Origin of the sequence: Amycolatopsis antarctica (assembly GCF_002262875.1) — a bacterium.
Classification (GTDB): Bacteria; Actinomycetota; Actinomycetes; order Mycobacteriales; family Pseudonocardiaceae; genus Amycolatopsis; species Amycolatopsis antarctica.
On sequence record NZ_NKYE01000018.1, the window covers coordinates 95,711 to 118,945 of the forward strand.

Annotated in this window: 25 protein-coding genes; all 25 read left to right on the forward strand. The window is 66.7% G+C overall.

The window, feature by feature from the left end; genetic code table 11:
- Positions 1-24: 24 nt before the first annotated feature.
- The 25 genes from CFN78_RS24015 (at position 25) to CFN78_RS24125 (ending at position 23,180) form a co-directional block, all read left to right on the forward strand.
- On the forward strand, positions 25-1,500 hold the full coding sequence (locus CFN78_RS24015; RefSeq protein ID WP_240519658.1) for a TadA family conjugal transfer-associated ATPase: 1,476 nt from the start codon (positions 25-27) through the stop codon (positions 1,498-1,500).
- Complete coding sequence (locus CFN78_RS24020) at positions 1,497-2,435, forward strand: type II secretion system F family protein (RefSeq protein WP_094865179.1); 939 nt, start codon at positions 1,497-1,499, stop codon at positions 2,433-2,435. The genes CFN78_RS24015 and CFN78_RS24020 overlap by 4 nt, the downstream gene beginning before the upstream one ends.
- On the forward strand, positions 2,432-3,337 hold the full coding sequence (locus tag CFN78_RS24025) for a pilus assembly protein TadB (RefSeq protein ID WP_094865181.1): 906 nt from the start codon (positions 2,432-2,434) through the stop codon (positions 3,335-3,337). Before CFN78_RS24020 ends, CFN78_RS24025 begins: the two co-directional genes overlap by 4 nt.
- 58 nt (positions 3,338-3,395) lie before the next feature.
- Positions 3,396-3,650 (forward strand): hypothetical protein, encoded by a 255-nt coding sequence (locus CFN78_RS24030; protein WP_094865183.1) that lies wholly within the window; start codon positions 3,396-3,398, stop codon positions 3,648-3,650.
- 18 nt (positions 3,651-3,668) lie between these two features.
- On the forward strand, positions 3,669-4,094 hold the full coding sequence (locus CFN78_RS24035) for a hypothetical protein (RefSeq protein ID WP_094865185.1): 426 nt from the start codon (positions 3,669-3,671) through the stop codon (positions 4,092-4,094).
- Positions 4,095-4,189: 95 nt separating this feature from the next.
- Positions 4,190-4,558, forward strand: a complete 369-nt coding sequence (locus tag CFN78_RS24040; RefSeq protein ID WP_240519659.1) for a TadE/TadG family type IV pilus assembly protein — start codon at positions 4,190-4,192, stop codon at positions 4,556-4,558.
- A complete protein-coding gene (locus tag CFN78_RS24045) occupies positions 4,555-5,007 on the forward strand; it encodes a TadE family protein (RefSeq protein WP_094865187.1) in 453 nt (150 codons plus the stop codon). Before CFN78_RS24040 ends, CFN78_RS24045 begins: the two co-directional genes overlap by 4 nt.
- On the forward strand, positions 5,004-5,417 hold the full coding sequence (locus CFN78_RS24050; protein WP_094865189.1) for a hypothetical protein: 414 nt from the start codon (positions 5,004-5,006) through the stop codon (positions 5,415-5,417). Before CFN78_RS24045 ends, CFN78_RS24050 begins: the two co-directional genes overlap by 4 nt.
- A complete protein-coding gene (locus tag CFN78_RS24055; RefSeq protein ID WP_094865191.1) occupies positions 5,414-8,551 on the forward strand; it encodes a BTAD domain-containing putative transcriptional regulator in 3,138 nt (1,045 codons plus the stop codon). Before CFN78_RS24050 ends, CFN78_RS24055 begins: the two co-directional genes overlap by 4 nt.
- Before the next feature lie 1,700 nt (positions 8,552-10,251).
- On the forward strand, positions 10,252-10,410 hold the full coding sequence (locus tag CFN78_RS29320) for a hypothetical protein (protein WP_165777684.1): 159 nt from the start codon (positions 10,252-10,254) through the stop codon (positions 10,408-10,410).
- A 36-nt stretch (positions 10,411-10,446) separates the two neighbouring features.
- A complete protein-coding gene (locus CFN78_RS24060; protein ID WP_133116444.1) occupies positions 10,447-11,211 on the forward strand; it encodes a hypothetical protein in 765 nt (254 codons plus the stop codon).
- 43 nt (positions 11,212-11,254) lie between these two features.
- A complete protein-coding gene (locus CFN78_RS28865) occupies positions 11,255-11,662 on the forward strand; it encodes a hypothetical protein (RefSeq protein ID WP_133116445.1) in 408 nt (135 codons plus the stop codon).
- A gap of 23 nt (positions 11,663-11,685) precedes the next feature.
- Positions 11,686-12,771, forward strand: coding sequence for a DUF932 domain-containing protein (locus CFN78_RS24065; protein WP_240519660.1), 1,086 nt, complete (start codon positions 11,686-11,688; stop codon positions 12,769-12,771).
- Between the two features lie 133 nt (positions 12,772-12,904).
- Entirely contained in the window at positions 12,905-13,780 is an 876-nt protein-coding gene (locus tag CFN78_RS24070) for a hypothetical protein (RefSeq protein WP_133116446.1), read from the forward strand.
- Between the two features lie 195 nt (positions 13,781-13,975).
- Entirely contained in the window at positions 13,976-14,482 is a 507-nt protein-coding gene (locus tag CFN78_RS24075) for a hypothetical protein (protein WP_133116447.1), read from the forward strand.
- Between the two features lie 75 nt (positions 14,483-14,557).
- Positions 14,558-15,598 (forward strand): DUF3560 domain-containing protein, encoded by a 1,041-nt coding sequence (locus tag CFN78_RS24080; RefSeq protein ID WP_094865199.1) that lies wholly within the window; start codon positions 14,558-14,560, stop codon positions 15,596-15,598.
- 112 nt (positions 15,599-15,710) lie between these two features.
- Complete coding sequence (locus tag CFN78_RS24085) at positions 15,711-16,274, forward strand: hypothetical protein (protein WP_094865201.1); 564 nt, start codon at positions 15,711-15,713, stop codon at positions 16,272-16,274.
- A gap of 64 nt (positions 16,275-16,338) precedes the next feature.
- Positions 16,339-17,013, forward strand: a complete 675-nt coding sequence (locus CFN78_RS24090) for a hypothetical protein (protein WP_133116448.1) — start codon at positions 16,339-16,341, stop codon at positions 17,011-17,013.
- Positions 17,014-17,168: 155 nt separating this feature from the next.
- Complete coding sequence (locus CFN78_RS24095) at positions 17,169-17,498, forward strand: hypothetical protein (protein WP_094865206.1); 330 nt, start codon at positions 17,169-17,171, stop codon at positions 17,496-17,498.
- A gap of 54 nt (positions 17,499-17,552) precedes the next feature.
- The gene (locus CFN78_RS24100; RefSeq protein ID WP_094865209.1) at positions 17,553-17,864 is read left to right on the forward strand and encodes a hypothetical protein; all 312 of its coding nucleotides are present in this window, start codon (positions 17,553-17,555) and stop codon (positions 17,862-17,864) included.
- Positions 17,865-18,101: 237 nt separating this feature from the next.
- Positions 18,102-18,329, forward strand: a complete 228-nt coding sequence (locus tag CFN78_RS24105) for a hypothetical protein (protein ID WP_133116449.1) — start codon at positions 18,102-18,104, stop codon at positions 18,327-18,329.
- Between the two features lie 6 nt (positions 18,330-18,335).
- Positions 18,336-18,812, forward strand: coding sequence for a phosphoadenosine phosphosulfate reductase domain-containing protein (locus CFN78_RS24110; RefSeq protein WP_240519661.1), 477 nt, complete (start codon positions 18,336-18,338; stop codon positions 18,810-18,812).
- 213 nt (positions 18,813-19,025) lie between these two features.
- Positions 19,026-20,258: a tyrosine-type recombinase/integrase gene (locus CFN78_RS24115; RefSeq protein WP_094865214.1), complete on the forward strand. Its 1,233-nt coding sequence runs from the start codon at positions 19,026-19,028 to the stop codon at positions 20,256-20,258.
- Positions 20,255-20,641 (forward strand): helix-turn-helix domain-containing protein, encoded by a 387-nt coding sequence (locus tag CFN78_RS24120; RefSeq protein ID WP_094865216.1) that lies wholly within the window; start codon positions 20,255-20,257, stop codon positions 20,639-20,641. The genes CFN78_RS24115 and CFN78_RS24120 overlap by 4 nt, the downstream gene beginning before the upstream one ends.
- 1,285 nt (positions 20,642-21,926) lie before the next feature.
- Positions 21,927-23,180: a hypothetical protein gene (locus tag CFN78_RS24125; RefSeq protein ID WP_133116451.1), complete on the forward strand. Its 1,254-nt coding sequence runs from the start codon at positions 21,927-21,929 to the stop codon at positions 23,178-23,180.
- The last annotated feature ends 55 nt before the right edge of the window (positions 23,181-23,235 follow it).

Here is a 23,235-nt window from a genome sequence, read left to right on the forward strand (position 1 = left end):
GGTCCCACCAGCTACCCACACCCGGTGCCGCTGGCATCGCCACACGACGGCGTCACCAGCGTCAGCGGCAGGCCGCCACAGGCGTTCGGGCAACCGCAGGGCCGCACGCTGGACGAACAGCTGGACTCGCACGCTGTAAGGGAAATCCGGGAGTCGGTCGCGGCCCGGCTGGAACGCGTCGCCGCCGGAGAGACCCATCTGGACACGCCCCTGTCTGCGGAGGAGCAGCAGACACGCATGCGCGCGTACGTGGCCGAGGAAGTCGCTTCCTGGGTGCAGCGTCGCGCCACTGCCGGACAGGCACCGCTGTCGGTGGAGGCGGAACGCCGGTTGACTCGCGCGGTGGTGGCCGCGTTGTCCGGGCTGGGCGCGCTGGAGGAGTTGCTGGAGCGCGAGGACGTGGAGAACATCCACGTGCACGGCTGCGACCGCGTGCTGCTGGAACTGGCCGACGGATCGATCGAGCCGTGGCCGCAGCCGGTGGCCGATACCGACGCCGAGCTGGTGGAAATGCTGGCCGCGATGTTCGCCCGCCAGGGCCAAACGTCACGGGAGTTCAATGCTGGCCGCCCGCTGGGAAACCTTCGCATCGGTGCTGGCGGCCCGCTGGGTGCGCGGGTCGCGGCCGTGATGGAAGTCAGTGATCGGCCGCGGGTCGCGATCCGCCGCCACCGTCTGGTCGACGTCACCCTTGATGATCTCGTGGCTAACGGCACTCTCGATCCGGTGATCGCGTCGTTTCTGCGTGCGGCGGTGCGCGCGGGCTGCAACGTGATCGTTTCCGGCGGCCCCGCGGCGGGGAAAACCACGCTGCTGCGCGCGTTGTGCACCGAGATTCCGGACTACGAGCACGTCGTGACCGTCGAGGAGGAGTACGAACTCGGCCTGCACATTGGTGCGCGTCCCTTGGTCACTCCGCTGGAAGCCCGGCCGGCCAACAGCGAAGGGATCGGCGAAATCAGCCTGGACGATCTGCTCAAGCAGACGCTGCGGCACTCGCCGAGCCGGGTGATCGTTGGGGAAGTCCGCGCCGGAGAAGTCACCGCCATGCTTCGGGCCCTGGGTAACGGCGCGACCGGCGGGATGTGCACCCTGCACGCCACCAACGCATCCGCCGTCTTCGACCGGATCGGGGCGCTCGGGCAGCTGGCTACCCCGCCGCTGGCGATCGAGGCCGCCCACCAGTGGACCGCCTCGGCGATCGACCTGGTCGTGCACGTCGCCCGCACCGACCACATCCACCTCGGAGCGCACCACCGACAGCGATTCGTCTCCGAGGTCATGGAGGTCGGCCCGGTCGGTGATTCCGGCCGCCCGGACACCACCAGAGTCTTCGCCCCGCGCCCGGCCGACGGCCGCGCGGTTCCAGCCTATGCACCCAGCCGTGACCTGCTGGAGCGCCTGGAGCGGCACGGCTTCGACCGCGCCCAGCTCGACACCGCCGGTACGGGGGCAGGTGCCGGAAACATCACCGGTTTCCCCGAAGGAGGCCGGCGATGACGAACGTGTGGCCGGGTCTGCTCGGCGTCGTGGCCGTGCTGGCCCTCGCCTGCGCGGTTGCGGCGATGCTGCCTCCTGCCTCGCGGAAAGCCGGTAGTGGCCGAGGTTCCGTGCCGCAGCGAGCGGCAGGCTGGCGGGAGCGCCTGGCACGGCTTCCCCTGCGGCGGGTTGCTGTGGCGGTGGTCGGGGGCGTGGTGGTGTGGTGGGCCACTGGCTGGCCGGTTGCGGCGATGGTGGCCGTCGCCGGGGCGGTGACCGTGCCGATCCTGGCCCGCGGCCACGACGCGCAGCGACTGATCGCCCGCTTGGACGCCTTGGCAAGCTGGGTACGGCGGCTGGCCGACGTCCTGGCCTCCGGCGCGGGCGGGCTGGAGCAGGCGATCACCAGCTCGGCCCGCACCGCCCCCGACGCCTTGGCCACCGAGGTCGAGACCCTCGCAGTGCGGCTGCGCACCCGCGGCCTGGAGCAGGCGTTGCGCGCGTTCGCCGACGACGTTGGCGACGAAGCTGCCGACGAGGTCGTCCTCGCCCTGGTCCTGCGCGCCCGCGCCGGTGGACGCGGGCTGGTCGATGTTCTCGACGCGAAAGCCACCGCGCTCGAACGGGAAGTCGTGGCCCGCCGGGACATCGAAGCCGACCGGGCGAAACCGCGCACCGATGTGCGCGCGATCCTCGGCATCACCGTGGTCTTGCTGGTCGGGTTGGTGTTGTTCGCCCGGGAGTTCCTCTCGCCCTTCGATGGAGTGCTGGGCCAGGTGGTCATGGCCGGGATCGGGGCTCTGCTCGGCGCGGCCGGATGGTGGATGCACATCTTGATCCGAACTCGCCGTCCCGCCCGGCTGCTCGGCGTCTCCTCCCGGACCCCAGTCGGCGCACCGAAGCCGAAGCGCTCGCTGACCGTGGTCACCGAGCCCGACGCGGAGGCCCTGCGATGAGCCCGGGTATCGCTGCCGCTGTTCTCGGTGCCCTCGCCGGGATCGCGCTCGTGTGCGTGATTCTGGCGTTGGTACGGCCAGCACCGGTCAACCTGGCCGCCGCGGTCGCGGAGCTGGACGACCGTGCCGCGCGTCGCGTGGACGGAGCTGCGCCGCTGGGGCGCTGGTCGGTTCGACTGCACCGCCTGGCCGGGTACTCGGCGCGGTCGTCGAACCGGTGGTGGGGTATTCCGGCTGGCGACCTCGACGTGCTCGACCAGACTGCCGAACGTTACCTCGTTCGACGCCTGGCATGGGCTGGCGGCGCCGCAGCAGGCGTTGGGGCGGTAGCGGGGCTGGCGTGGTTCGGCGGCATCGGTTTCCCCGGCACGGTCGTGATCCTGGGCGTGCTGGTCGCTGCGGTGGCCGGGTCGCTGGTGCCAGTGCTGGCCGTGCGCGAGGACGCCACTCGGGCACGAGAGGAGTTCCGGCGGGGGGTCGCCGCGTATCTCGACCTGGTGGCCCAGGAACGGGCGACGGGTCGCGCCCCGAGCCAAGCACTCGCCGAAGCTGCCGCGGTGGCGGACTCGTGGGTGTTCGCGCGGATCAGTCGCACGCTCGGCCGGGCGATGCGTGCCGGGCACACCCCGTGGGAAGCCTTATCCCGGCTGGGCAAACGGATGGGTGTCGTCGAACTCGCCGACCTGGCCGACATCCTGTCCACCGCCGCTGACGGCGCTGCCATCTACAGCACGCTGATCGCGAAAGCGAGCGCGCTGCGCTCGGCCGCGCTCGCCGGAGACAAGGCCGACGCCAACGGGCGTTCCCAGCGGCTCGCACTCCCGGTTGCCCTGTTGCTGGTCGCGTTTCTCCTGCTGGCCATCTATCCAGCCCTGCTCCGGTTGCTGACAGCCGGTGGCTAGCCGCGCAGCCAGAGACGAATCACCTAAACACGCTGCACACCAAGGAGTTGAACATCCCATGACCGAGATCCTGGAGCACTACCTCACCACGGCGCGGCGTCGCGTTGCGCAGCGCGCGCTGAGTCTCGGCGGCGCAGTGATGCTGTTGTTCTTCACCGTCACGGCCCGCTGGGAACGCGTGCGTGCCACCAGTGATCGCGGATCGGAAAGCGTGGAGAAGGCCGTCCTGGTGGCCATCGGGCTCGCTGTGGCCATCGGACTCGGGGTCGCGATCCGCGCCGTGGTGCAGCAGTTCCAAGGCCAGATCAAGTGACGAGACGAAGGAGTCAAGATGCCTACCGACGAGGAGATCGAACGTCGTGTCGCAGAGGCTGACGCACCCCGTAGCGCTAAACGATCCGCTGCGGCACAACGAGTCGGCGATCTCGCCGCGCGTCACGCCGAGATCGCTGCCCAGCTGAACGAGGTCGAACGAGAACTCGGCGAGGTTCTCGCCGAATCCAGCGACGTCATCGATATTGACGAGCTAGCGCAGTTCACCGAAGTGCCTGCTACCGACCTCGCCCGCTGGCTCGATACGGGCAACCCGGCGTCGACGAAGCGAAAGAAGCCTGCCAATAGCGGTTCCCGCGCGAAGAAAGCCCTACCGCCGCCGAAAACCACCGCCGCGAAGACGGTGCCTACGCCACGTCCCCTCGCTGCGGCTCCGACACCCACCGCGGACTCTCCGGCGGCAAGCGTCTCGGTGGCCCAGTGATGCACACCATCCGGCCTGGCAACCCGAAACATGAGCAGGTGGCAAGAAGTACCGGCACAATTCAAGTCCGCGACGGCGGAGCAGAGTCGGTCGGCTTGGCCATTCTGTTCCCCATTGCCCTGGTGTTGATCCTCTCGGCGGTGCAGGGCGGCTTGTGGTGGCACGCCCATGCCGTCGCCGCGCAAGCCGCCCAGGCCGGGGTGGAGGCTGGACGTCCGGTCGATGGCACGAGCGTCACGGCGGCCGAGGCCGCGCACTCGTTCGCCACCCGCGCCGGCCGCGGCGTCCTCACCGCTCCCGACGTCCACACCACCGTCACCGCGGACACCGTCCAAGTGGAGGTGTCGGGCACCGCCATCCGCCTGATTCCTGTCCCGGGCCTGGATATCCGCGTCGCCGCATCCGCGCACGCCGTAAAAGAGCGCTTCACCGTGCCCGCGCTGGCGGCTGGAGACGGCTCATGAGGTCCCGAAACCGGACACATCATGGCTGGTCGCGCTGCTGGAGTGACACGGGTTCGGTCAGCGTCGAGGCCGCGGTCCTCGTGCCTGCCGTGCTCTTCGTCGGGCTGCTGATCATTGCCGGTGCCCGGGTCAGCTCGGCACAGCAAGCGGTCGACAACGCCGCCACCGCAGCAGCGCGAGCTGCCTCGATCGCGCGCAGCCCCGACGCGGCGCAACAGGCTGGAACTCGCGTTGCCCGCGAACGGCTCGACCGCGAGGGCGTGACGTGTCAAACCTCCAGCGTGTCGGTCGACGCCAGCCAGATCGCGGTCGGCCGTGCCGGACAGGTCCGGGCAAGCCTGACGTGTCAGGTCGCGCTGAGCGATCTCGCACTTCCGGTCCCCGGCGGCACGGACACGATCACGAGCACGTTTACCAGCCCCACCGACCCATATCGAGGCATCCCATGACGACACGGACAAGGCCGCGGGACACGGGTTCGGTCAGCGTGATCGTGGCCGTCCTGGTGCCCGCGCTGCTGCTCGTCTTCGCTTTGGTGGTGGATGGCTCTGCGCGGTTGCGCGTCATCGCCCGCGCCGACGCGCTGGCCGCCGAAGCCGCCCGCGCGGCCAACACCGCCGTGGACACCCGCAGCCCCGCGGTCAGCATCGACACGACAGCCGCAGCGCGCACGGCCGCCGACTACCTCGCCCGTGCCGGGTATCCCGGTCAGGTCAGCGTCGCCGGACCGCGCGCGGTCCGCGTGACCGTCACCGTCGCCGAGCCCACCCCCATCGGGCTGCTCGGCGGTACCGCCGAGGCCACCGGCACCGCGTCGGCCGAACTCGGCGTCGGCACACGGACCGGCGACCTCCCATGACGACCGCACCAGCACAGCGGATTCGCGGGGCCTGCGCCGCGCTGGCCCTGCTCGTGTTCATTGCCGGGATACCGTGCGGGCTTCTCGCGCTCGGCGCCGACCCCGCCCACCTGCTTCCCGACCACTGGCCCGGTCCCACTCCGATCGACCAGTGGCCCGAACGGATCTGGAACACGCTGCGGTGGGCGTGGCTCACCGGTGACCTCGTGATCTGGCTGGTCGTGGCCGTAGCGTGGGCCGGCTGGCTGCTGCTGACCCTTTCCGTCATGGTCGAAGTGATCCGCCAGACCGGACACGGCGTCCGTACCGCCCGCGGCCTGCTTCGCCGAGTGCCCCGTGGCCGATGGATCGCCGGGCTCGTGGCCGCCGTTCTCGTGGCCACCTCCACCGGTACCGCAGCCGCATCGACCGCCGCCGCAACACCAGTTGCGGCCACCGCGCCACCACGGCCACACGAACACCCCATCACGGCAGCCCGGATCTCCGCGGCGGACACCGCACCCGATCAGGCCGCCCACACCGTCGGCACCGCGACCACGCCGATTCCCGCAGCGGCGCGAACCGAAGACGCTGTGCCCTACACGGTGGTACACGGCGACACCTTGTGGGATCTGGCCGAACGCCACCTCGGCCGCGGCACCCGCTACCACGAAATCGTGCGGCTCAGCCCCGCCCTGCTCGCCGACAACCCCGGCGACCTGGAACCGGGGTGGACGCTGCTGTTCCCACCGGATGCCGTCGCCCTGCCCCATCCCGCGGACATCACTACAGCGAGCGGGCGCACCGTCACCGTCGAGCCCACCGACACGCTCTCGGCCATCGCTGAACGAGAACTCGGCGATCCGGACTCCTGGCCCGCGATCTTCGACCTCAACGCCGGCCGCACCCAACCCGACGGCCGCGCGCTGCGCCACCCCGACCAACTCCTGCCCGGCTGGCACCTCGTCCTTCCCGCCCAAGCACCGCCAGAGCAGCCCGCGACACCGCCGAACAGCCCGATACCCCCGCCTGCTCCAGAGGCCCCGGCGACCCCCGCCGAGCAGCCCTCCTCTCCGTCCGTATCTCGAGGAGAACAACCGGACATGCCCGAGGCACAGCCCGGAGCCGGTATCGCCTTGCCTACCGGTGCGTTTGTCGGCCTCGGGCTGGCTGCCTTGATCACCCTCGCGATGATCACTGTCCGACTCCGGCGCCGCCGCTGGTATCTCCCCGGCGCACGCGACGACGCTGACCCTGCCGGTCTGCCGGTCGTCCGCGCACTGCGCATCGCCCACGACACCGCGGCGCCCCAGTCGGCCGACGACGACAACCCGACCGAACCACCTGGACACGCACGACCGGCCGACATCCACGCCCGCGACCGAGTCCAGGCCACGGTCCGTGCTGTGCTCCCGGCACCTCCGGACACCTCGTTCGGCGTACGCGACGGGCACGCCATCGCGCTCGACCTCGTCGGCACGCGCGGACTGGGATTGACCGGCCCCGGTGCTCACGCCGCCGCACGGGCCCTGATCATGACCCTGCTCGCACAGGCCACCAGCGACGGCCTCGACGCCATGATCGTGATGCCCGCCGACGATGCCCGCGCACTCTTCGGACACGACCTGCCCGATCCCGTCCCGGCCCGGCTGCGCATCGTCGATGACCTACCCGCAGCCCTGGGGACGTTGGAGGCCGAGCTGGTCGCCCGCACCGACACCAGCGACCTCGCGCGGGACAACTCACCAGCGAACACGGCATTTCCGCGCGGCGACACCGGACCCGCTGTGGTCGTGGCCACGCCCACCACAGACACGAACCGGCGCGCGCACGCCGTCCTCGACAACGGCTCGCACCTCGGCCTGGCCGGAGTGTTCCTCGGCCCCTGGCACCCCGGCGGCACCGCGCGCGTGCGCGACAACGGCACCGTCGAAGCGACCAGCCCCACCCTGCGCGAAGACTTGGCCGGCGCCCGACTGTTCACACTGCCGGACACCGACGCCCGTGACCTGCTCGCACTCCTCCACGCGGCCGACTCCGGCAGCGACCCAACCCGAGACCGTATCGCCGCCAGCAGTGCCGCGGAATCGGGCACACAGCGGCAAAGCGGGCCTGAGAGCACGGCGGCAAACGCCCAACCACTCGTCTCCGCATACGAATTCGCCACAGAAGCACCCGACGCCGCAGCCGTGACCCCACCAGCAGCGGGGGCCGCCAGCGACAACCCCGGCGAGCACCCGACGACCGGACCGTCCGGACCGGCTAAAACAGAGACGACGGAGCCACCCTCGCCGGAGGTCAGCAACCACCCGTGCCCCTCGGCCGCCCGGCGCGACGACAACCGGACGACCGCGCCAGCTCTGGCCACAGCTCCATCCCCGGCCCCACCGCTGCACCTGCAGGTGCTCGGCCGGCTGCACCTGACCAGAGCGAACCCCGAACCCCGCGACCTCATCGACGTTCTCGCTCCGCGGCAACGCGAAATCCTGGTCTACCTGGCGCTGCACCGTGACGGGTGCCGACGCGAAACCCTCAGCGCCGCGCTCTGGCCGGACGCTCCCGGCGAACGCCCCTACAACAGTTTCCACGCGACCCTGTCCCAGCTACGCCGCGCCCTTCGCCGGGCACACGAGGACAACACCCTCGACATCATCGTCAACCAGGACAGCCACTACCGGCTCGACCAGACGATCCTGACCACCGACCTCTGGCAGCTCCACGACGCCAACACCGCCTGCCGTCAGGCCTCGGCAACGAATGCCGTCGCGGCAGCACACCGCGTCACCGAGCTGTACCGCGGAGACCTCGCCGAAGGCATCACCGCCGACTGGATCGACGGACCCCGCGAAGCACTCCGGCGCGACGTCCTCGACGCGCTCAGCACCCTGATCCGCAAGATCAGAACCGACAGCCCCGAACAAGCACTCGCCCTGCTGGAACAGGCCCGCCACCTCGACCCCTACAACGAGGCGATCTACCGCGACCTCATGCGCCTGCAAGCGCGACTCGGCCAGAACGACAGCATCCCACGCACCCTGCACCTGCTCACCACATCGCTGGCCGATCTCGACCAACGCCCCGCCCGAAGCACCCTCAGCCTCGCTGACGCCCTGCAACAGCCAAGAAATAACATATCCGATCGGCAAGCCAGCTAAACGAACCCAGTGCCTCTCACAGGGAATAGTCGATCTTCATCGCAACCGAATAATCTCCGGAGATTAGCTCGGGAGACTGCCCTTCACGGGACAACTTGGTTATACTGGACTAATTCCTTGCGGGAGCTTGACCGCAGTGACACGAACCTATTCGTGTATTCAGGGACTCAGTGGTGGCAGCCGCGGAGGAGATCGGCAGCAGAACTCAAGGCCGACACTCCGCCGCGTGTGCAATCGGAACGGACGCGGCGGCGAGAGCCGGTAGACCTCTCGCCCGTCCACCTTCTTTTCGGCCTTCCTCTCTGTCTTCCTTTCCGGAGTCCTACTAGAGAGGAAGGGGTGCGTCAAAGCCTTGTTGCAGGCCAACGCCGGGCAACCCACTTCCTCCGCGCCCCTCGACTTCGGTGCCGGCAGGCACGTGAACAGTCGGCTTGGGTGGTGTGTTGTCTCTCTGATGGTTCGCATTGCCTTCCGTTCGCAAGTTCTGTTCTGCTGTAGGCAACTTCTTTATTATTCTTTTTTCCTGTACTCTTTCTTCTTTTTTCCTCATGATTCCAGTTGGCCGCATAGCGCTTTCTGCCTATTTCTTGCGCGCGAGATAAATTCTAACGACAAGGAAACATGCGCTGTAGATATTGACAACCACATGAGCGGCGTAACTGCAAGTGGTACGAGTCGAAAACCGCGAACTATCTAAAAGAGGAATTCGTACAGATTCCAAGCTCCGTGCGGGTCGCGGGCGTGGGCGCTGGCTGCCGCTGTGCGGGTCGCGGGCGTGGGCGCTGGCTGCCGCTGTGCGGGTCGCGGGCGTGGGCGCTGGCTGCCGCTGTGCGGGTCGCGGGCGTGGGCGCTGGCTGCCGCTGTGCGGGGCGTCTCTTCCTCTGCGTCTTCCCAGCTCAAGGGCCCGACAGGCCCTGAGTAGCAAGGTCGACGCCGAAGGTAACAGCGAGATAACGGAACCCGGCTGAAGCTTGAAAGTGTCTAGGCAGTGTGTCAACCTAGACATGTAACCGAGACAGACCGAAGGGGATGAGGCAGAGAAGGGCGTGAGGACCGGGGCACGGCGTCCCGCGAGCGATCTCCTTCCTTTCTTCCCTTGAAGGTTTGGTCGTTACGAACCATAAGACCCGCACAGCGCGGGCAGCGGCTTGGGCCGCGCGGACAGCAGCGAAACCGTGCAGGGCAGTAGTGGGGAACGACGCGTAGCCAAACGCGCATTTCTAGTCTGAGGTGCGTAGTAACTGCGCTTGCAGCCCCGTTATGTGAATCCCTTGCTATAGAGCGGAGTAGCGCGCATAAAAGGCATGCCTGCCAGAGGCGTGTCCCCAAGATAACTACATGGTGGTCTAGCACCGACAAACGTCACAACGTGTGGGCGTCCGGATTGTGTAAAGCGGTTGCCGACATTGAACGACTCTCTTAAGCGCGTCGCGTTTTCGTCGTTCATAGCACGCTATGTCTTACGGGCATGGTTCCCTGCGTTGTGTACTAGACATAACGGCTTCCCTTTTAGGGAGGTTCAGGGAATGCGCTACCGGTCGACCGGGCGCTATCGCTTGCGATTCCGCATTGCACGGACATAGAAGATGATCCCCTTTGCATGAACCGCACCCGACGTGTCCATATTTCGGCCCGTACCAGTTCGCAACTGGCCTGAACCGCCAAGCACGTGCAACTACAACATCATTGGAGGATATGTCATGACACGCAAGGACTTCAAAGAAATTGCGGATTCCGTACGTCGGGAAGTAGTCGCAGACGACGAACGAAAAGCGCTTGCCGACGCCTTGTGCGCGTACTTCAAATCCGTAAACCCCCGTTTTAACCGGGACCGCTTCTTTGCCGCATGCGGCCTGTGACCCGTAACTAATCCGCGCCTGCTGGGAGTGTCAATCGTGAACAACTCTGAAATTTCTTTCTCTGAAAATGCACTCTTGTACTTCAGCCAAAATTACCGTTACGGGACATGGGACGGTGAAGACTGTGCCCGAGACAATGAATGGTCCGGTTTCGGATTCGTGCTCGGATCGGGCGGTGATCCACTGCCAATTCCTGGCGACTACCTCACCGGGCACCAATGCTCCCATATGGTGGACGTGTCCAACGGGCGAGCGGCAATGCGGCTCATGGAGGAAGCGGCACCAGGGAAAGCGGCAGAGTGGAACGGTCTTCTTGCCTATGACTACGGCGATTCCGCCGCGCGTGAGGCTGCTACCCGTATCGGCGACTCTCTCGCGGGATACCCCCTGCTCGACGACGAAGACCTGTCCGAGCGGGAATCGGAGAATGCCGCGCGCGTGCTGATCGATTCCTACGACGTTCCGGAAGACATCGCAGCCGACGTTGTGTCTGCGCTCAGCGATGACGGACAGACTTTGTGCACCGACTGTCACAGCTGGGATATCGACCGCATTATGTCCAATCTGGGCTATCGGGAATGCGCCGAGTGTGACAAGTGGCTCGCGACAACGTTTGATGAGCCGCTGCATTACGACTGCGCCGAATGCTACGCAGAAGACGACTGCGAATGCATTTCCGTAATGATCGATGGATACCGGCACGGTAATCACGCCGTGACCATGTCCGACGTTCGCGAAACCCTGCGGGGCTGCGAGCACTGTTACCCCCTTGTCTACCCCTACGGCAAAAACGTGGCGTAGCGAACACGACCGGTCGAGAAGTGCCCGGAAAAGGAGGCGCACCGTGGATACTAACAATCCGGCCACCGGAAGTGAGCAGGACCGGCAATACGCGATCTTTCGTGACTACGCCGACCAACACGGAGTCCGGCGCGCGTACCAAACACTGTCCATCATGGGCGTCTGCCATGAACTTATGGTGAGCCTGGCTGTACGTTACCTCACCGAGTCGGGACCACAAGGACATGAAGGGTCCGACAACGAAACCGTATTCGCCTACGCCACCGAGCACGGACACGTGCGCGTGATCCTTCGCTGGCGCGGATTATGGCGCGGGTTGGCGTTCTGCTCGGTTGAGCCCGACGAAACCGAGCAATGGCACCGACACTTCAGTGATGCCGAACAGTGGCTTTCGAAACGTGCCGCACTGAGTCGGGCAGAAAAAGCAATGCAATCGCACTACGGCAACTAGGCACACCATGTTGTGCCGTTTCGGTGCCGCGCGCGTTCGCGTGCGGACGCCGTGACCGCACAACGGTTTCCGATATCACCTCCGATAACGAAAGTGGGTTCGTCATGTCCAAAGAAACCAGCGAATGGCTCAACAACAATGTTTTGATCGGATACACCGACAAGCGCGGCCACGCGTGGCACTACCGGGCGTCCGCGCAGGGCAGCGAGTCCAACCATTACCCCGGCGCCATCCCGGTCGCCGACGTGCAGCGCCGCCTGTTCCACTGGACCGCCGAACCGGAACCGGTGCTCGTCTCAGGCAAGTTCGGTCTGCGCCACGTGCCGAACAAGCAAGCCATCACCGCATCCGACACCGGCGACGTCCTCGGGATCTTCGCCGACGGCTACACCGTGCACCAGTACCAGGAATGGCTACTCAACAAGGTCGGCACGATCCTCGACGACGGTCTATCGATCGGTTCCGCGGGCCTGCTGCGCGACCGCCGACAGGCATGGGTGAGCGTAGAAGTGCCCGAGAACATCACCACGCCGGAAGGCGTGGAGTTCCGGCCGAACCTGGTCGCCTGCACCAGCCACGACGGCAGCCTTGCCACCACCTACAAGCGGACCGTCACCAACGTGGTGTGCGACAACACCATGTCGGCCGGTCTGCGCGAGTACGGCCAGCAGTTCAAGGTCAAGCACTCCAAGAACGGCAAGTTCCGCATCGTGGAGGCCCGCGACGCGCTCGCGATGGTCCACACCGTCGCCGAGGAATTCGCCGCCGAAGTCAAGGCCCTGTGCGAAACGACCGTGACCGACCAGGCATGGCGCGCCTTCTTGGACGCGCACACCCCCGTGCCCGAGGACAAGGGACGCGCCCGCACCACCGCGACGAACGAGCGGGCCGCGCTCAACCGGTTGTGGAACAGCGACAACCGCGTCAGCCCCTGGCGCGGTACCGCGTGGGGAGTGGTGCAGGCCATCAACACCTACACCCATCACGAAGCGATCGTGCGCAACGCCTCCCGCGCCGAACGCAACATGTCCCGCGCTGTCGACGGCAAGGCCGACGCGCTCGACCAGGACACCGTGACGACGCTCGGCAAGGTGCTGACTTCGGTCTGACAAGGACCGTCGCCGCTTCGGTGCCCGCGCGGCCCTGCGCCGCGCGGGTGCCGTGGCCGCGAAATGGCCACCACCGGTGCCCGAACCAAATTCCGGCGCACCACAAAACCCGACACGGGAAGGAAACCAACCCATGGATATGCAGGCATTCGCGGCAGCGATGGCGGACGCGCTCGACGGAACATGGACGGTCGAACCCGGCCACCACGGGCACCGCGACCGATACCTCATCGGCCCCGACGGCGAACAGCTTCACGTGTTCTACTCCGACTGGGAGAAGACACCACGGCTCCGGCTCTCCGCCAGCCTCCCGGCCACACTAGCGACGATCCGGCACCGCCACGGAAACCCGGTGCCACCACATGAAATCACGGTGTCCCCGGCCAAGACGCCCGAAACCGTCGCCGCCGAGACCGTCCGGCGATTGCTGCCCGGCTACCGGGTCACCCTCGCCGAAACCCGCGAGCTGAAACAACGACTCGATGAGCAGGCCGCCGCGCGTGACCAGCTGGCGCACGCCATCGCGGACCCGCTCGGCGCGACCGTCCACACGCCGGGCCCCAGCCCCCTCGGCCACGACCCGCAGGAAGCAATCGTGCGCTACCAGGGGCCACTGGCCGGCACCGCCACGGTGCCCCGCAACAGCAGGCCCGTGGCGTTCGCCTTCTCGGTCGCCTCGGACGACGCCGCCAAGGTTGCCGCTTTCCTCGCGACGTTCCCGCACACCGACCAGCCCACCGAACCCGAACCGGACAGGACATCGGCACCGCAGGACTCGGAGACGCCTCGATTCACCCGAGACCAGGTTTCCCGCGCTGTCAACGATGGTGCCGACCTCGTAATCGACGAAGTGACGACGAGCGACCGTGACGACGACCTGATCAATCTCGTCGTGAACGCCGCGCTCACCCGCCTCAACAACCCCACCGCTGACCTGGAACAGGTCGTCACCGAGTGCTACGACACCGGGCCCTCCGACGTCCGCAGCTGGTGGAGTAACTGGTCCTGACCACCCAGCCCGCGACTCCAATCCAGAAAGGACAGAGGAAACATGAGTAAAGGCACCATGAGCGGCGAATGCGGAACCCCCGGGTGCGACAACATCGGCATGGGAATCTCCATCGCCGTGTCACGCCCCAGCGTCTACCGATGCAGCACGTGCCTGGACTGCATCAACGCGCTGGTTCCATGCTGGACACCCGGAATGACCGACCGCGACGCCTACGACGCTCGTACCGACGCGATCGGCGAGATGGACGCGGACAGCCTCCGCAGCGAGTCGGCACAGATCCTCGCGCGACTCGCCGCCGCGCGCGACGCCTACGCCCGGCTGGCCGACCTGATCGGTGCCACCGCCGCGCGGGACCTCGTGATCTCCATCGTCGACGCCGGAGACCGCGTCATCGACGTCACGGTCACCAACTGGTGGGCCGCGTACCGCTGGCCCGAACACCACCGCGCCACCGCCCCCGAGCACGAGCGGTTCGCCTTCACCCACGCATGGCCGATCACGGTCAACGGACTCGGCATCGGCACCGTTCGCCGCGTCACCGAAGGGCACCACGAGCGCTACACCGCCCGCGACCTCACCGGCGGCAGCACCCGGCCCGACCTGCCCGCCGCCGAAGAACCCACCTACGGCACACCCCATGAGGCCGCACGCGCACTCCGTGCGTGGGCCGCCCGCATGGGATGGGACCAGGACCACTGACCCGCCCGGATATCAGCGGCCCGAACAACACAGCCACGCACTACATGCGAAACAAAATGCAGGAGGCACATCGCCATGTCCTTGGGAACTCTGACAATCCACCACGACTACGAGTCCGGCACCACCGTCGAGGGAACCACTCGTAACAGTCCCGCGCACGCGGCGCTCAAGGCCCATCCGTCGTGGACCTGGTCTCGCTACGCCACGGCGTGGCTGCTGCGATCCTCCCGGCATCGCCAGTCCAAGCCGTACGCCATCGCCGAGATCGAGCGCGTGCTCACCGAGGCGGGCTACACCGTCGAGCGCGAGATCAACGACACGATGCCCAGCGTCGAACAGCAGGAAACCGATCTCGCCGACCGGATGGACGACCGGGTCGACCGGCTCACCGAGCGCGCCGGGAACCATCAGGCCCAGGCTGATGCCACGCGGGCGAAAGCCGACCAGGTGTTCCACAACATCCCGATGGGCCAGCCGCTGCTGGTCGGTCACCACAGCTACAAGGCCGACCGCAACCGTCGCGAGCGTGCCTGGAACCAGCTCGGCAAATCCATCAAGCAAGGCGAGTACGCCGACGAGCTGGCCCGCCGCGCCGAGACCGCGTCGCACCACATGGGTGCCCGCCACAACCCGGTCACCGTCGCCAACCGGATCGAGAAGCAGGAAGCCGACCGTCGGCGTCTTCAGCGCGAACTCGACGGCGAACCGGGCTGGGTGACCGAGCCCGGCGAGAACGGCCAGCCGCGGCACCGCTGGGGAATCCAGCACCCCAGCGAAGCGCGCGCGGTCTACCTGCGGCGCGAAATCACCACCCTCACCGAGCAGATCGACTACTGGAATGGCGTCTACGCCCAGCTCCAGGCCGAGGGCAAGGCGTCCACGCTGGGGCCGGACACCGTGAGCACAGGCGACTGGGTGCTCTACACCAACATGTGGATGCGAGTACGGCGAGTCAACAAGAAGTCGGTGACCGTGCCGAATCCGGTCTTCCCCCCGCCACGGCCGGGAGAGAAAGAGGCCACCTGGACCGTCGCCTGGCACAAGCTGCGCGGCCACCGCACCACAGACCAGATGCCACCGGAGATCGTCGAGGCATACGAGGCGCCCCGGCACTGACCGGATCAACTGATGCACGAACTCCAGAACCCGCCCCGTCGACGAAATACGGGTCACCGTGCACACAGGCGCGCATCTACTCATTTCATTCCCCACAGTAAGGGAAATCGCCATGAACACCACGACCATCGCACCCTCGGCCACTCGACTCGACTGCGGCCACATTCCGGTGCCCGACGGAATCGGCACCGGATTCGCGACCGACCCCGCCACCGGCACGACCGCCTGCTACGCCTGCACCGACGAACGACAGCGCGACGCACTCAACCACGCGACCCGCTTCGCCGCCTACATCGCCTACGACAGCACCACGCTCACAACCTGGTCCGGTGGGCATCTCGCCACCATCGACCCAGCGGACCGCCACCAGGCCGGCGAACACGCCTTCACGCCCACCGGGCACCGCTGGACCCGCTTCACCTGGCACGCCACCGACGGCGACGGCGGCAGATGGTTCGGCGTCAACGGTGGACCCGGCCTCGTGGTCTTCCTCCGCCGCCTCCGGGTGTGCGCCTGGCAAACCGAATTCGGCAACGGACGCCCGCCGCGCTACTGCCACCGGCGCGCAACCCGGCAGGCCAGCAGCGCACCGCACACCCTCTACTGCCGCCAACACGACCGTATGGCGCGCGATCTCTATGACTGGACCACCCAGCCGATCACCTCCACCCGATAACCCCTTTTGTGCAAGGAAAGGATCTGCCATGTACACACCGAATCTCACCGCGACAGACGGCGAGGTGTACGTCGCCCTACTCGACACCACACAGGTGTTCCCGGCAACCATCGAAGAGAATCGTTGGAATGGATTCACTGTGCCCCGGTTTCGGCGCACTGTCGCGGAGTCCATCGCCACGTGGCTCAACACGATGCACGACCACGATCCCGGAAAATGGACCGACACCGCCACTTTCGACGGCGACGTGCTGACAGTCCTCGAAACCGAAGAGCACAGGCCGGATCGGATCGAGCCGGACGAGAACGACCGCTACGCGATCGGCTATCGCGGGTGGTGCTGGATACTCACCGTTCCGCCATCGGATCCGCAGGCTGATGCCGGTCTACTGGCCGACTCCGTCCGGCTCGTACCCGAAGATGGCGAAATCCTGGTCACGATCAACATCGACGGAACGGACCCCGTCTTTCCTTCGCTCGCCTCGGAGATCTATGGGTGGAGCAGGGCTGGATGCCCGCGCTTCCGGCGCACCGTGGCCGAGGTGGTCGTCGCCTGGATTCGCGACACCGCCCGAAAGTACCCGGGGGGATCTGACCTCGCCTACTGGGAGGGCGACACGATCGTCCTGGTCGACCACCAGGCCATCGGCGAAGACGGCTACCTGCCTGCCCGGATCACCGCCGCCGAGGACGGTCGCTTCTCGATCGGTGCCAGCTTCGAGTGGGAGCGCGCCGACTGACCGGACCGGTAGCTGACCACGACGCCGGACGTCCGGCCATCGCGGAACGAGGGGGCCGTCTCTGACGGCCCCCTCCGCGCTTTCAAGACCAACCCTGACCGGCTCAGCCCCTGCGCTGAGGACTGGTCGAACAACAACGGAAACGGAGGAAAGCCATGCATGACAAGTCACATCGAGTACGCCGCCTTGGGTCTATCGCTATCGACGACCTAGACCCGGCGATGTTCGCAGGTGATGGCGAGCCGCGGGACACCGCCAACCGCGACGACATCATTCACGACAACACTCGTAAAGCCGGATTCGCGGCAACGGCCATTAACGCCTATGCCGCACAGGTCGGCCACGGCTACGAGACCTTCCACGCCCTCATGGGCGACTTTCTCGCAGATCTGCACCACCTTGCCGACGCTCTCGACATCGACCTCGCCGCCGCCATCAGCGACGGCCAGGACGACTACCTGGCCGAGATCGGCCCCGATCGATAGCCGACGAGCGGCGACAGTCCCGACGGGAACGGAAGAAAAGAAAGGAAAACAGCAATGACCGAAACGAAACTGACCAAACTCACCAACGACAACGTTCGGGCGCTCAGGGAAACGATGAGCAGGGAGCAAGCGGAAAAAGTCCGGCTGACTGCGACCACTGCTGTCTTCGATATGAGCGCGAAAGAAGCCGCGATCATGGTCTCCTACTTGCAAAGCCAGGCGGCCCAGGACCACGGAGCCACAGGCCACCCGTACAAGTCGCTCACGGCCGTGCGACGGAAGCTGGAAGCCCTCGAAGCTTCCGAACCATCGGCTCCCGCGCCCTCCTCGCCGCCCACGCAGAAGGCGCCGAAGGCTCTGGCCTAACTGCTCCAGCTGGACAACACCCGAGTACTAGGCCCGACTGGCTTCGCGGTCGACCGAAACCCGCCAGCATCGCACGCGCATCCTGGCTCGTCGTTCGCTTTCGGCCACCTCAATGACAACCAATCTGCCCGTGGGGACGGCATCCGCTGCCGTCCCCGGGCGGCCCCGTTCTGATTGGAAATCCCTATGAGCACCCAAGAATTCCGTATCTCGTGGACATTCATGCAGGAGTTCACGATGACACTCACCGTGGACGAGGCCCGCGCCGTCTTCACGCCTGATCCGTCAGCCGTAAACCAGGACGTGGACCGAGCCCGCCAGCAGCTCGCCGCGAGCGCAACGCTCGACGAGTTGCGGGACCTGCTGCAGAAGAACCCGACGGTTCTCGACGACGCGATGTGTTGCGTGGAGGACGACGAGGTCGAGCATGTGCGTCGCCTCGACGGCATCGAGATCGTCGGGTGATCGCACATGGGCCACCAGAAGCACCACGAGAAGCCGGACGATCCGAACCTGACTGGCTACGACATCATTCTGGTAAATTCCAGTGGCGGCAAGGATTCCCAGGCCATGCTGGACCTCGTCTGCCGCCGCGCATCTGACGCGGGAGTCCTGGACCGCGTCACGGTCCTGCACTGCGCGCTGGGACACGTCGAGTGGCCAGGAACCGCCGACCTCGCCAGGCGGCAAGCCCTGCACTACGGTGTCCGATACGAGGAGCGCCACCGCGAGCAGGGAGACCTGCTGACCCAAGTCCGCCAGCGCGGGCGCTGGCCGTCGGCCACAGCTCGCTACTGCACATCTGACCAGAAGCGTGGCCCAGCAAGGAAACTCATCACGCAGCTGGTCAACGAGCTAGGCGCGATCGACCGGCCCGCACGGGTACTCAACTGCATGGGCCTGCGTGCCCAGGAGTCTCACGCACGGTTGAGGAACTGTGGGCAATGATGCGCAGGACGCATCGCCGCGCGATTGATGCGGACCGCCATCTCGGCGGTGTCCGTTCCGTTCGATGTCGAGTTGTAGCACACGGCACGACGCGCCGTGGTGGCGCCACGCTGCACGTTCCTGAGACTGGTGTACTGTACCCATCACTGATGCGCTGAGCGCACCAATTGGGCACGAGTTGGCGGCACCTGACGATGCGGAGCGTGATTGTCGATGGTGAGTCGGCTACGCAAGCCAGGCGGGGGCGACGCCGCTGTCGCGGGGCTGGCCACGCTGCATGTGGTGCCGGGTGTGCCGATGCTGCGGCCAGCGGAGGCGGCGTTCGAGAAGATGCTGACCGGCTTCGCCCAGCACCAACGCGCCCGTCGCCTGTCGATGGACACCATCAAGGAGCGGGAACGGGTTGCCCGCCAGGTGCAGACGTTCGCGGACGCCTACCCTTGGGAGTCGTCGTGGAACCGCGCGCTGTTTGATCGGTGGTCGGCAATGCTGGCCGACTCGAAGGCCGCGTCCACGATGTCCAGCTATCAACTGCATCTGCGGCATTTCCTGACCTACATCACCGACCCCGCCTACGAATGGCCGCAAGTCTGCCTGGAACTGTTCGGCACCTTCCCGGCCAACGCGATCCGCGATCTGAACTCGGTGCGCCATTCCCAGGAATACATGGGACGTCCGAGCGGAAACCGGCCGCTGACTCGGACCGAAACCAAAGCATTTTTCGGGCAGATGGATCCGGAGATCCGACGCTTGCAGGCCGAGGGACACAAGGGTGCGCTCGCCGCGGCGCGCGATTTGGCACTATTTAGCGTCGTCTACGGCTGGGGCCTCCGCCGGCGAGAAGCTGCTCGACTGGAAACCCACGACTGGCGGCGTCAGGCCAAGCTGCCCGAGTTCGGCGACCACGCGGCGCTGGCTGTGCGATGGGGCAAGGCCAGCGCCGGGCAACCCCCGCGGCGGCGCACGGTGATCTCGGTCTGGCCGTGGGCCGTGCAGACCGTCCAGTTCTACATGCACGACATTCGACCGTTGTTCTACGTCGATCGGGACGACGACGGAGTCATGTTCCCCACCGAGCGCGGTGAGATGATATCGCTACGATCGGTGAATGATCGATTCAAGCATTGGCGCGAGTTGGCGCACCTGGCGGACTATCTGTCTCCCCATTGTTTGCGGCACACGTACGTGACCAGGCTTATCGAATCGGGGTACGACGCCCAATTTGTCACTGACCAGGTTGGCCATTCCCATGCGGCGACCACTGCTATTTATACTGCCGTCAGTAGCGATTTCAAGAATCTTCAGGTGCGGCACGCCCTGGACGCTGCCGAGGAGGACGCCTTGCGTCGGGCGTGTGCGCAGGCCGAGGCGGAGGCCGATATGGACGACGCCTTCGACGATCAGGAACCGCCACGGTCGTCCGCGAACCGGAGGAAGGCGCGATGAAGGCTGTCTCCACTCCCGACCCTGGCGATCAGCCGCGGGTCGAGCTGGAGGCGCTGCAGCCCTGCTACGAGTGGCGGCTGCTGCAACTGATGGCGGTGCGCAAGAGTTGGACCACGACCACCAAACTCATCCCGGAGCTACGCAAGCGCGGCTTCGTGTTCGATCGCAGCTCCATCTACCGGCTGGTCAAGACCGACAAACCGCCGAAGATGTCGGTCGAGCTGATCCTGGCGCTCTGCGAGATCCTGGAGTGCCGCTTCGAGGACCTCGTGGTCAGGATCGAACCGGCGGACCAGGGCGTGTCGGCAACTCCGAGCGGTCCGCGACCTGTCCTGCCGGACGGACCGCTGCTGTCGGCCAACTTCTTCGACGCCGAGAGCTGACCGACGAGGGGCGCTGACGGTGAAGGGCAGAGGAGTCTGCGCTGAATGCCACCGCGACCGGGCTCTGGTCACCAGGGGGCTGTGTCACACGTGCTACCACCGCAGTCGGGACAAGGAAACCTGCTGCGGTTGTGGTCGACTGACCGTCCCGGTTGGACGCACGCCCGAGGGCGCTTGGTGTCAGACCTGCACAGGCAAGCGCAGAGCCGAGCCCTGTTCGGCGTGCGGTCGTACGGGACGGATAGCCGCTCGCCGCAACGGGTTGCCGGTGTGCTCGCGGTGCTGGCAGCGCGAACGACGCGTGCCACAACCCTGCTGCGTGTGCGCGCGGACACTGAAGTCCACCAAGAACACCCCGCAGGGCCGGATGTGTTACACCTGCCACCGCAAGACGCTGCCCCGTGAGCCGTGCTGGGTCTGCGGAACGGTCGCGTTGCCCGCCGCCCACACTGATGAGGGGCCGTGGTGCGAGCGGTGCCGCCAGAGGCATCTGGCCGAGCCGTGCTCGCGGTGCGGGCGAACGGCGCCGATCGCTGTCCGCGACCAGGGGCACCCGGTGTGCAAGGCGTGCTACCAGCGTGAGCATGCCCGGCCGCTACGCCGGTGCCTGGATTGCGGTGAGGACAAACCGGTCAGTCGGGTCACCGAGGACGGGCCGCTGTGCGAGAAGTGCGACCACCGGCGGGCGCCAGTGGTGCTGTGTCCACGCTGCGGCAAGACCCGCAAGGTCGGCGTCCTCTCGACCGGGGTCTGCCGAGCCTGCGCCCAGCAGGCCAGCCCGCGTCAACCATGCCGCAGCTGCCGCCGGCTACTGGCGGTGGCCTACCGCGATGCCGACGGCGAGCCGTGGTGCGATCAGTGTCGGCGTCGTGACCAGGCGGAGCCGTGCTCGGGCTGCGGGGCCAGCCGGATCGTCTGCGCTCGTGATGACCTCGGGCCGTGGTGCAAGGCGTGCTGGGAGGTGGTGCGTCCCGGTCCGCCGTGCACCGACTGCGGTCAACGGCCGTCGATGCCGGCTGCCGAGGTGGACGGCGCATCCCGGTGCGTGCCGTGTTATTCCGCTGCGCGGGTGCCCTGCGCTCGCTGCGGTACCACGGCGCGCGCGGAACGTCGATGGCCGGAAGGTCCAGCGTGTCTGTCCTGTGTGGACGCTGTTCGACTCACACACGGGCCCTGCCACCGATGCGGGCAGGTGGCCGGTGTGTTCCGCCGCGAGGCCGCTGGTCCGCTGTGTCCCGACTGCGCGGGTGTCAGTTTCTCCTACCACTGTCCGACGTGCGGGGCGATGGGGCGGCTGCTGCGTGGGCGGTGCCCGTCCTGCACGGCCCAGCGGGATCTGGTGGAGCTGTTCACCCAATCTGATGGGCAACCCGCGTCGTGGTTGGCTCCGTTGGTCGAACTGCTGGCTCACTACGACAACCCGTACTCGCTGTGCTGGTATCTGCGGCGGCCCGGTGGGCAGCTCATCCGTCGGATGGTGACCGGTGAGCTGGCATGCTCGCACGAGGCGTTGGACGAGCTGCGCCAGACCACGGAGGTGCAGCATCTGCGTGGCTTGCTCGTGCTCGCCGAGATCCTTCCGCCCCGTGAGGAAGAACTTGCCCAACTGGCCCGCGATGTGCAGCTCGTGCTGGCGCGGGTGGTCCACCAGCAGGACAAGATCGTGCTGGCCCGCTACATACGCTGGCATCTGATGCCGTTGGCTTACCAGCGGGCCGAACAGGATTCCGGTTTTACGCGTTACCAGCGCGAGCACCTCCGCCGTCAGATGGAGGCTGCGCGGCTGCTGCTGGGCCACGTCCGTAACCGCGGCGCCCAGCTAGCCACGCTGACCCAGCCTCTGGTGGATCGGTGGCTGATCCGCAATCGGCCGCGCCAGCCCTACGCCCGCCCGTTCCTGCTGTGGGCCGCGAGCACGGGCCTTGCACCAGAGCAGGTCGCGATCGGCACCTCGGCCCGTACGGGCGATCGGGAGGTCATGAGCGACGCCGAGCGGGTCTTGCTGGCGATCAGGATGGAGAGCGAGGAATCGCTGGCGCTTGCCGATCGGGTCGCTGGCTGCCTGGTGTTGCAGTACGGACAAAGTAGTGGGCGTTTGGTGAACTTGACCACTGATCACGTGCTGGTGCACCCCGATGAACCCGATGTTCTCGGTCTACGACTCGGCCGTGATCCGCTCTGGCTGCGGCCACGGCTGTCCGCACTGCTGCAACGGCTGGTTGACGACCGTCGCCCGCTCGCCGCCGCGCTGCGACACCGACCCACCCCGTTCTTGTTTCCTGGGCTGCGTACCGACAAGCCGATGGCCTCGGCCACCCTGCAAGCGCGTCTGCGCAAGCTGGGTGTTCCCAGCACCCGCACGGCGCGCAACGGAGCCTGGCTCGCGTTGGTCGGTGCCGTGCACTGGAAGATGCTCGCCGACCTGCTTGGCGTCGCCGACTCCACCGCCAGCGCCTGGCACAAGGAGAACGGCGGTGACCGCGCCAGCTATGTCGCCAGTCGTCTCCGCCAGCCGCAACGCCAGCACGGCCCTGAGTAACCTTGGTTTAGACGGTCACAGTGGCGCCAATCCTCCCGGTTGTAGCGGGCGATCT

What these genes read in the sequence shown, in the direction of transcription:
- CFN78_RS24100 (WP_094865209.1), top strand. Translation starts at nt 17,553, where the DNA reads ATGACCGAAACGAAACTGACCAAACTCACCAACGACAACGTTCGGGCG.
- CFN78_RS29320 (WP_165777684.1), top strand. Translation starts at nt 10,252, where the DNA reads ATGACACGCAAGGACTTCAAAGAAATTGCGGATTCCGTACGTCGGGAA.
- CFN78_RS24055 (WP_094865191.1), top strand. Translation starts at nt 5,414, where the DNA reads ATGACGACCGCACCAGCACAGCGGATTCGCGGGGCCTGCGCCGCGCTG.
- CFN78_RS24070 (WP_133116446.1), top strand. Translation starts at nt 12,905, where the DNA reads ATGGATATGCAGGCATTCGCGGCAGCGATGGCGGACGCGCTCGACGGA.
- CFN78_RS24050 (WP_094865189.1), top strand. Translation starts at nt 5,004, where the DNA reads ATGACGACACGGACAAGGCCGCGGGACACGGGTTCGGTCAGCGTGATC.
- CFN78_RS24075 (WP_133116447.1), top strand. Translation starts at nt 13,976, where the DNA reads ATGACCGACCGCGACGCCTACGACGCTCGTACCGACGCGATCGGCGAG.
- CFN78_RS24085 (WP_094865201.1), top strand. Translation starts at nt 15,711, where the DNA reads ATGAACACCACGACCATCGCACCCTCGGCCACTCGACTCGACTGCGGC.
- CFN78_RS24125 (WP_133116451.1), top strand. Translation starts at nt 21,927, where the DNA reads ATGGGGCGGCTGCTGCGTGGGCGGTGCCCGTCCTGCACGGCCCAGCGG.
- CFN78_RS24025 (WP_094865181.1), top strand. Translation starts at nt 2,432, where the DNA reads ATGAGCCCGGGTATCGCTGCCGCTGTTCTCGGTGCCCTCGCCGGGATC.
- CFN78_RS24120 (WP_094865216.1), top strand. Translation starts at nt 20,255, where the DNA reads ATGAAGGCTGTCTCCACTCCCGACCCTGGCGATCAGCCGCGGGTCGAG.
- CFN78_RS24045 (WP_094865187.1), top strand. Translation starts at nt 4,555, where the DNA reads ATGAGGTCCCGAAACCGGACACATCATGGCTGGTCGCGCTGCTGGAGT.
- CFN78_RS24095 (WP_094865206.1), top strand. Translation starts at nt 17,169, where the DNA reads ATGCATGACAAGTCACATCGAGTACGCCGCCTTGGGTCTATCGCTATC.
- CFN78_RS24115 (WP_094865214.1), top strand. Translation starts at nt 19,026, where the DNA reads ATGGTGAGTCGGCTACGCAAGCCAGGCGGGGGCGACGCCGCTGTCGCG.
- CFN78_RS24030 (WP_094865183.1), top strand. Translation starts at nt 3,396, where the DNA reads ATGACCGAGATCCTGGAGCACTACCTCACCACGGCGCGGCGTCGCGTT.
- CFN78_RS24035 (WP_094865185.1), top strand. Translation starts at nt 3,669, where the DNA reads ATGCCTACCGACGAGGAGATCGAACGTCGTGTCGCAGAGGCTGACGCA.
- CFN78_RS24020 (WP_094865179.1), top strand. Translation starts at nt 1,497, where the DNA reads ATGACGAACGTGTGGCCGGGTCTGCTCGGCGTCGTGGCCGTGCTGGCC.
- CFN78_RS24080 (WP_094865199.1), top strand. Translation starts at nt 14,558, where the DNA reads ATGTCCTTGGGAACTCTGACAATCCACCACGACTACGAGTCCGGCACC.
- CFN78_RS24110 (WP_240519661.1), top strand. Translation starts at nt 18,336, where the DNA reads ATGGGCCACCAGAAGCACCACGAGAAGCCGGACGATCCGAACCTGACT.
- CFN78_RS24105 (WP_133116449.1), top strand. Translation starts at nt 18,102, where the DNA reads ATGACACTCACCGTGGACGAGGCCCGCGCCGTCTTCACGCCTGATCCG.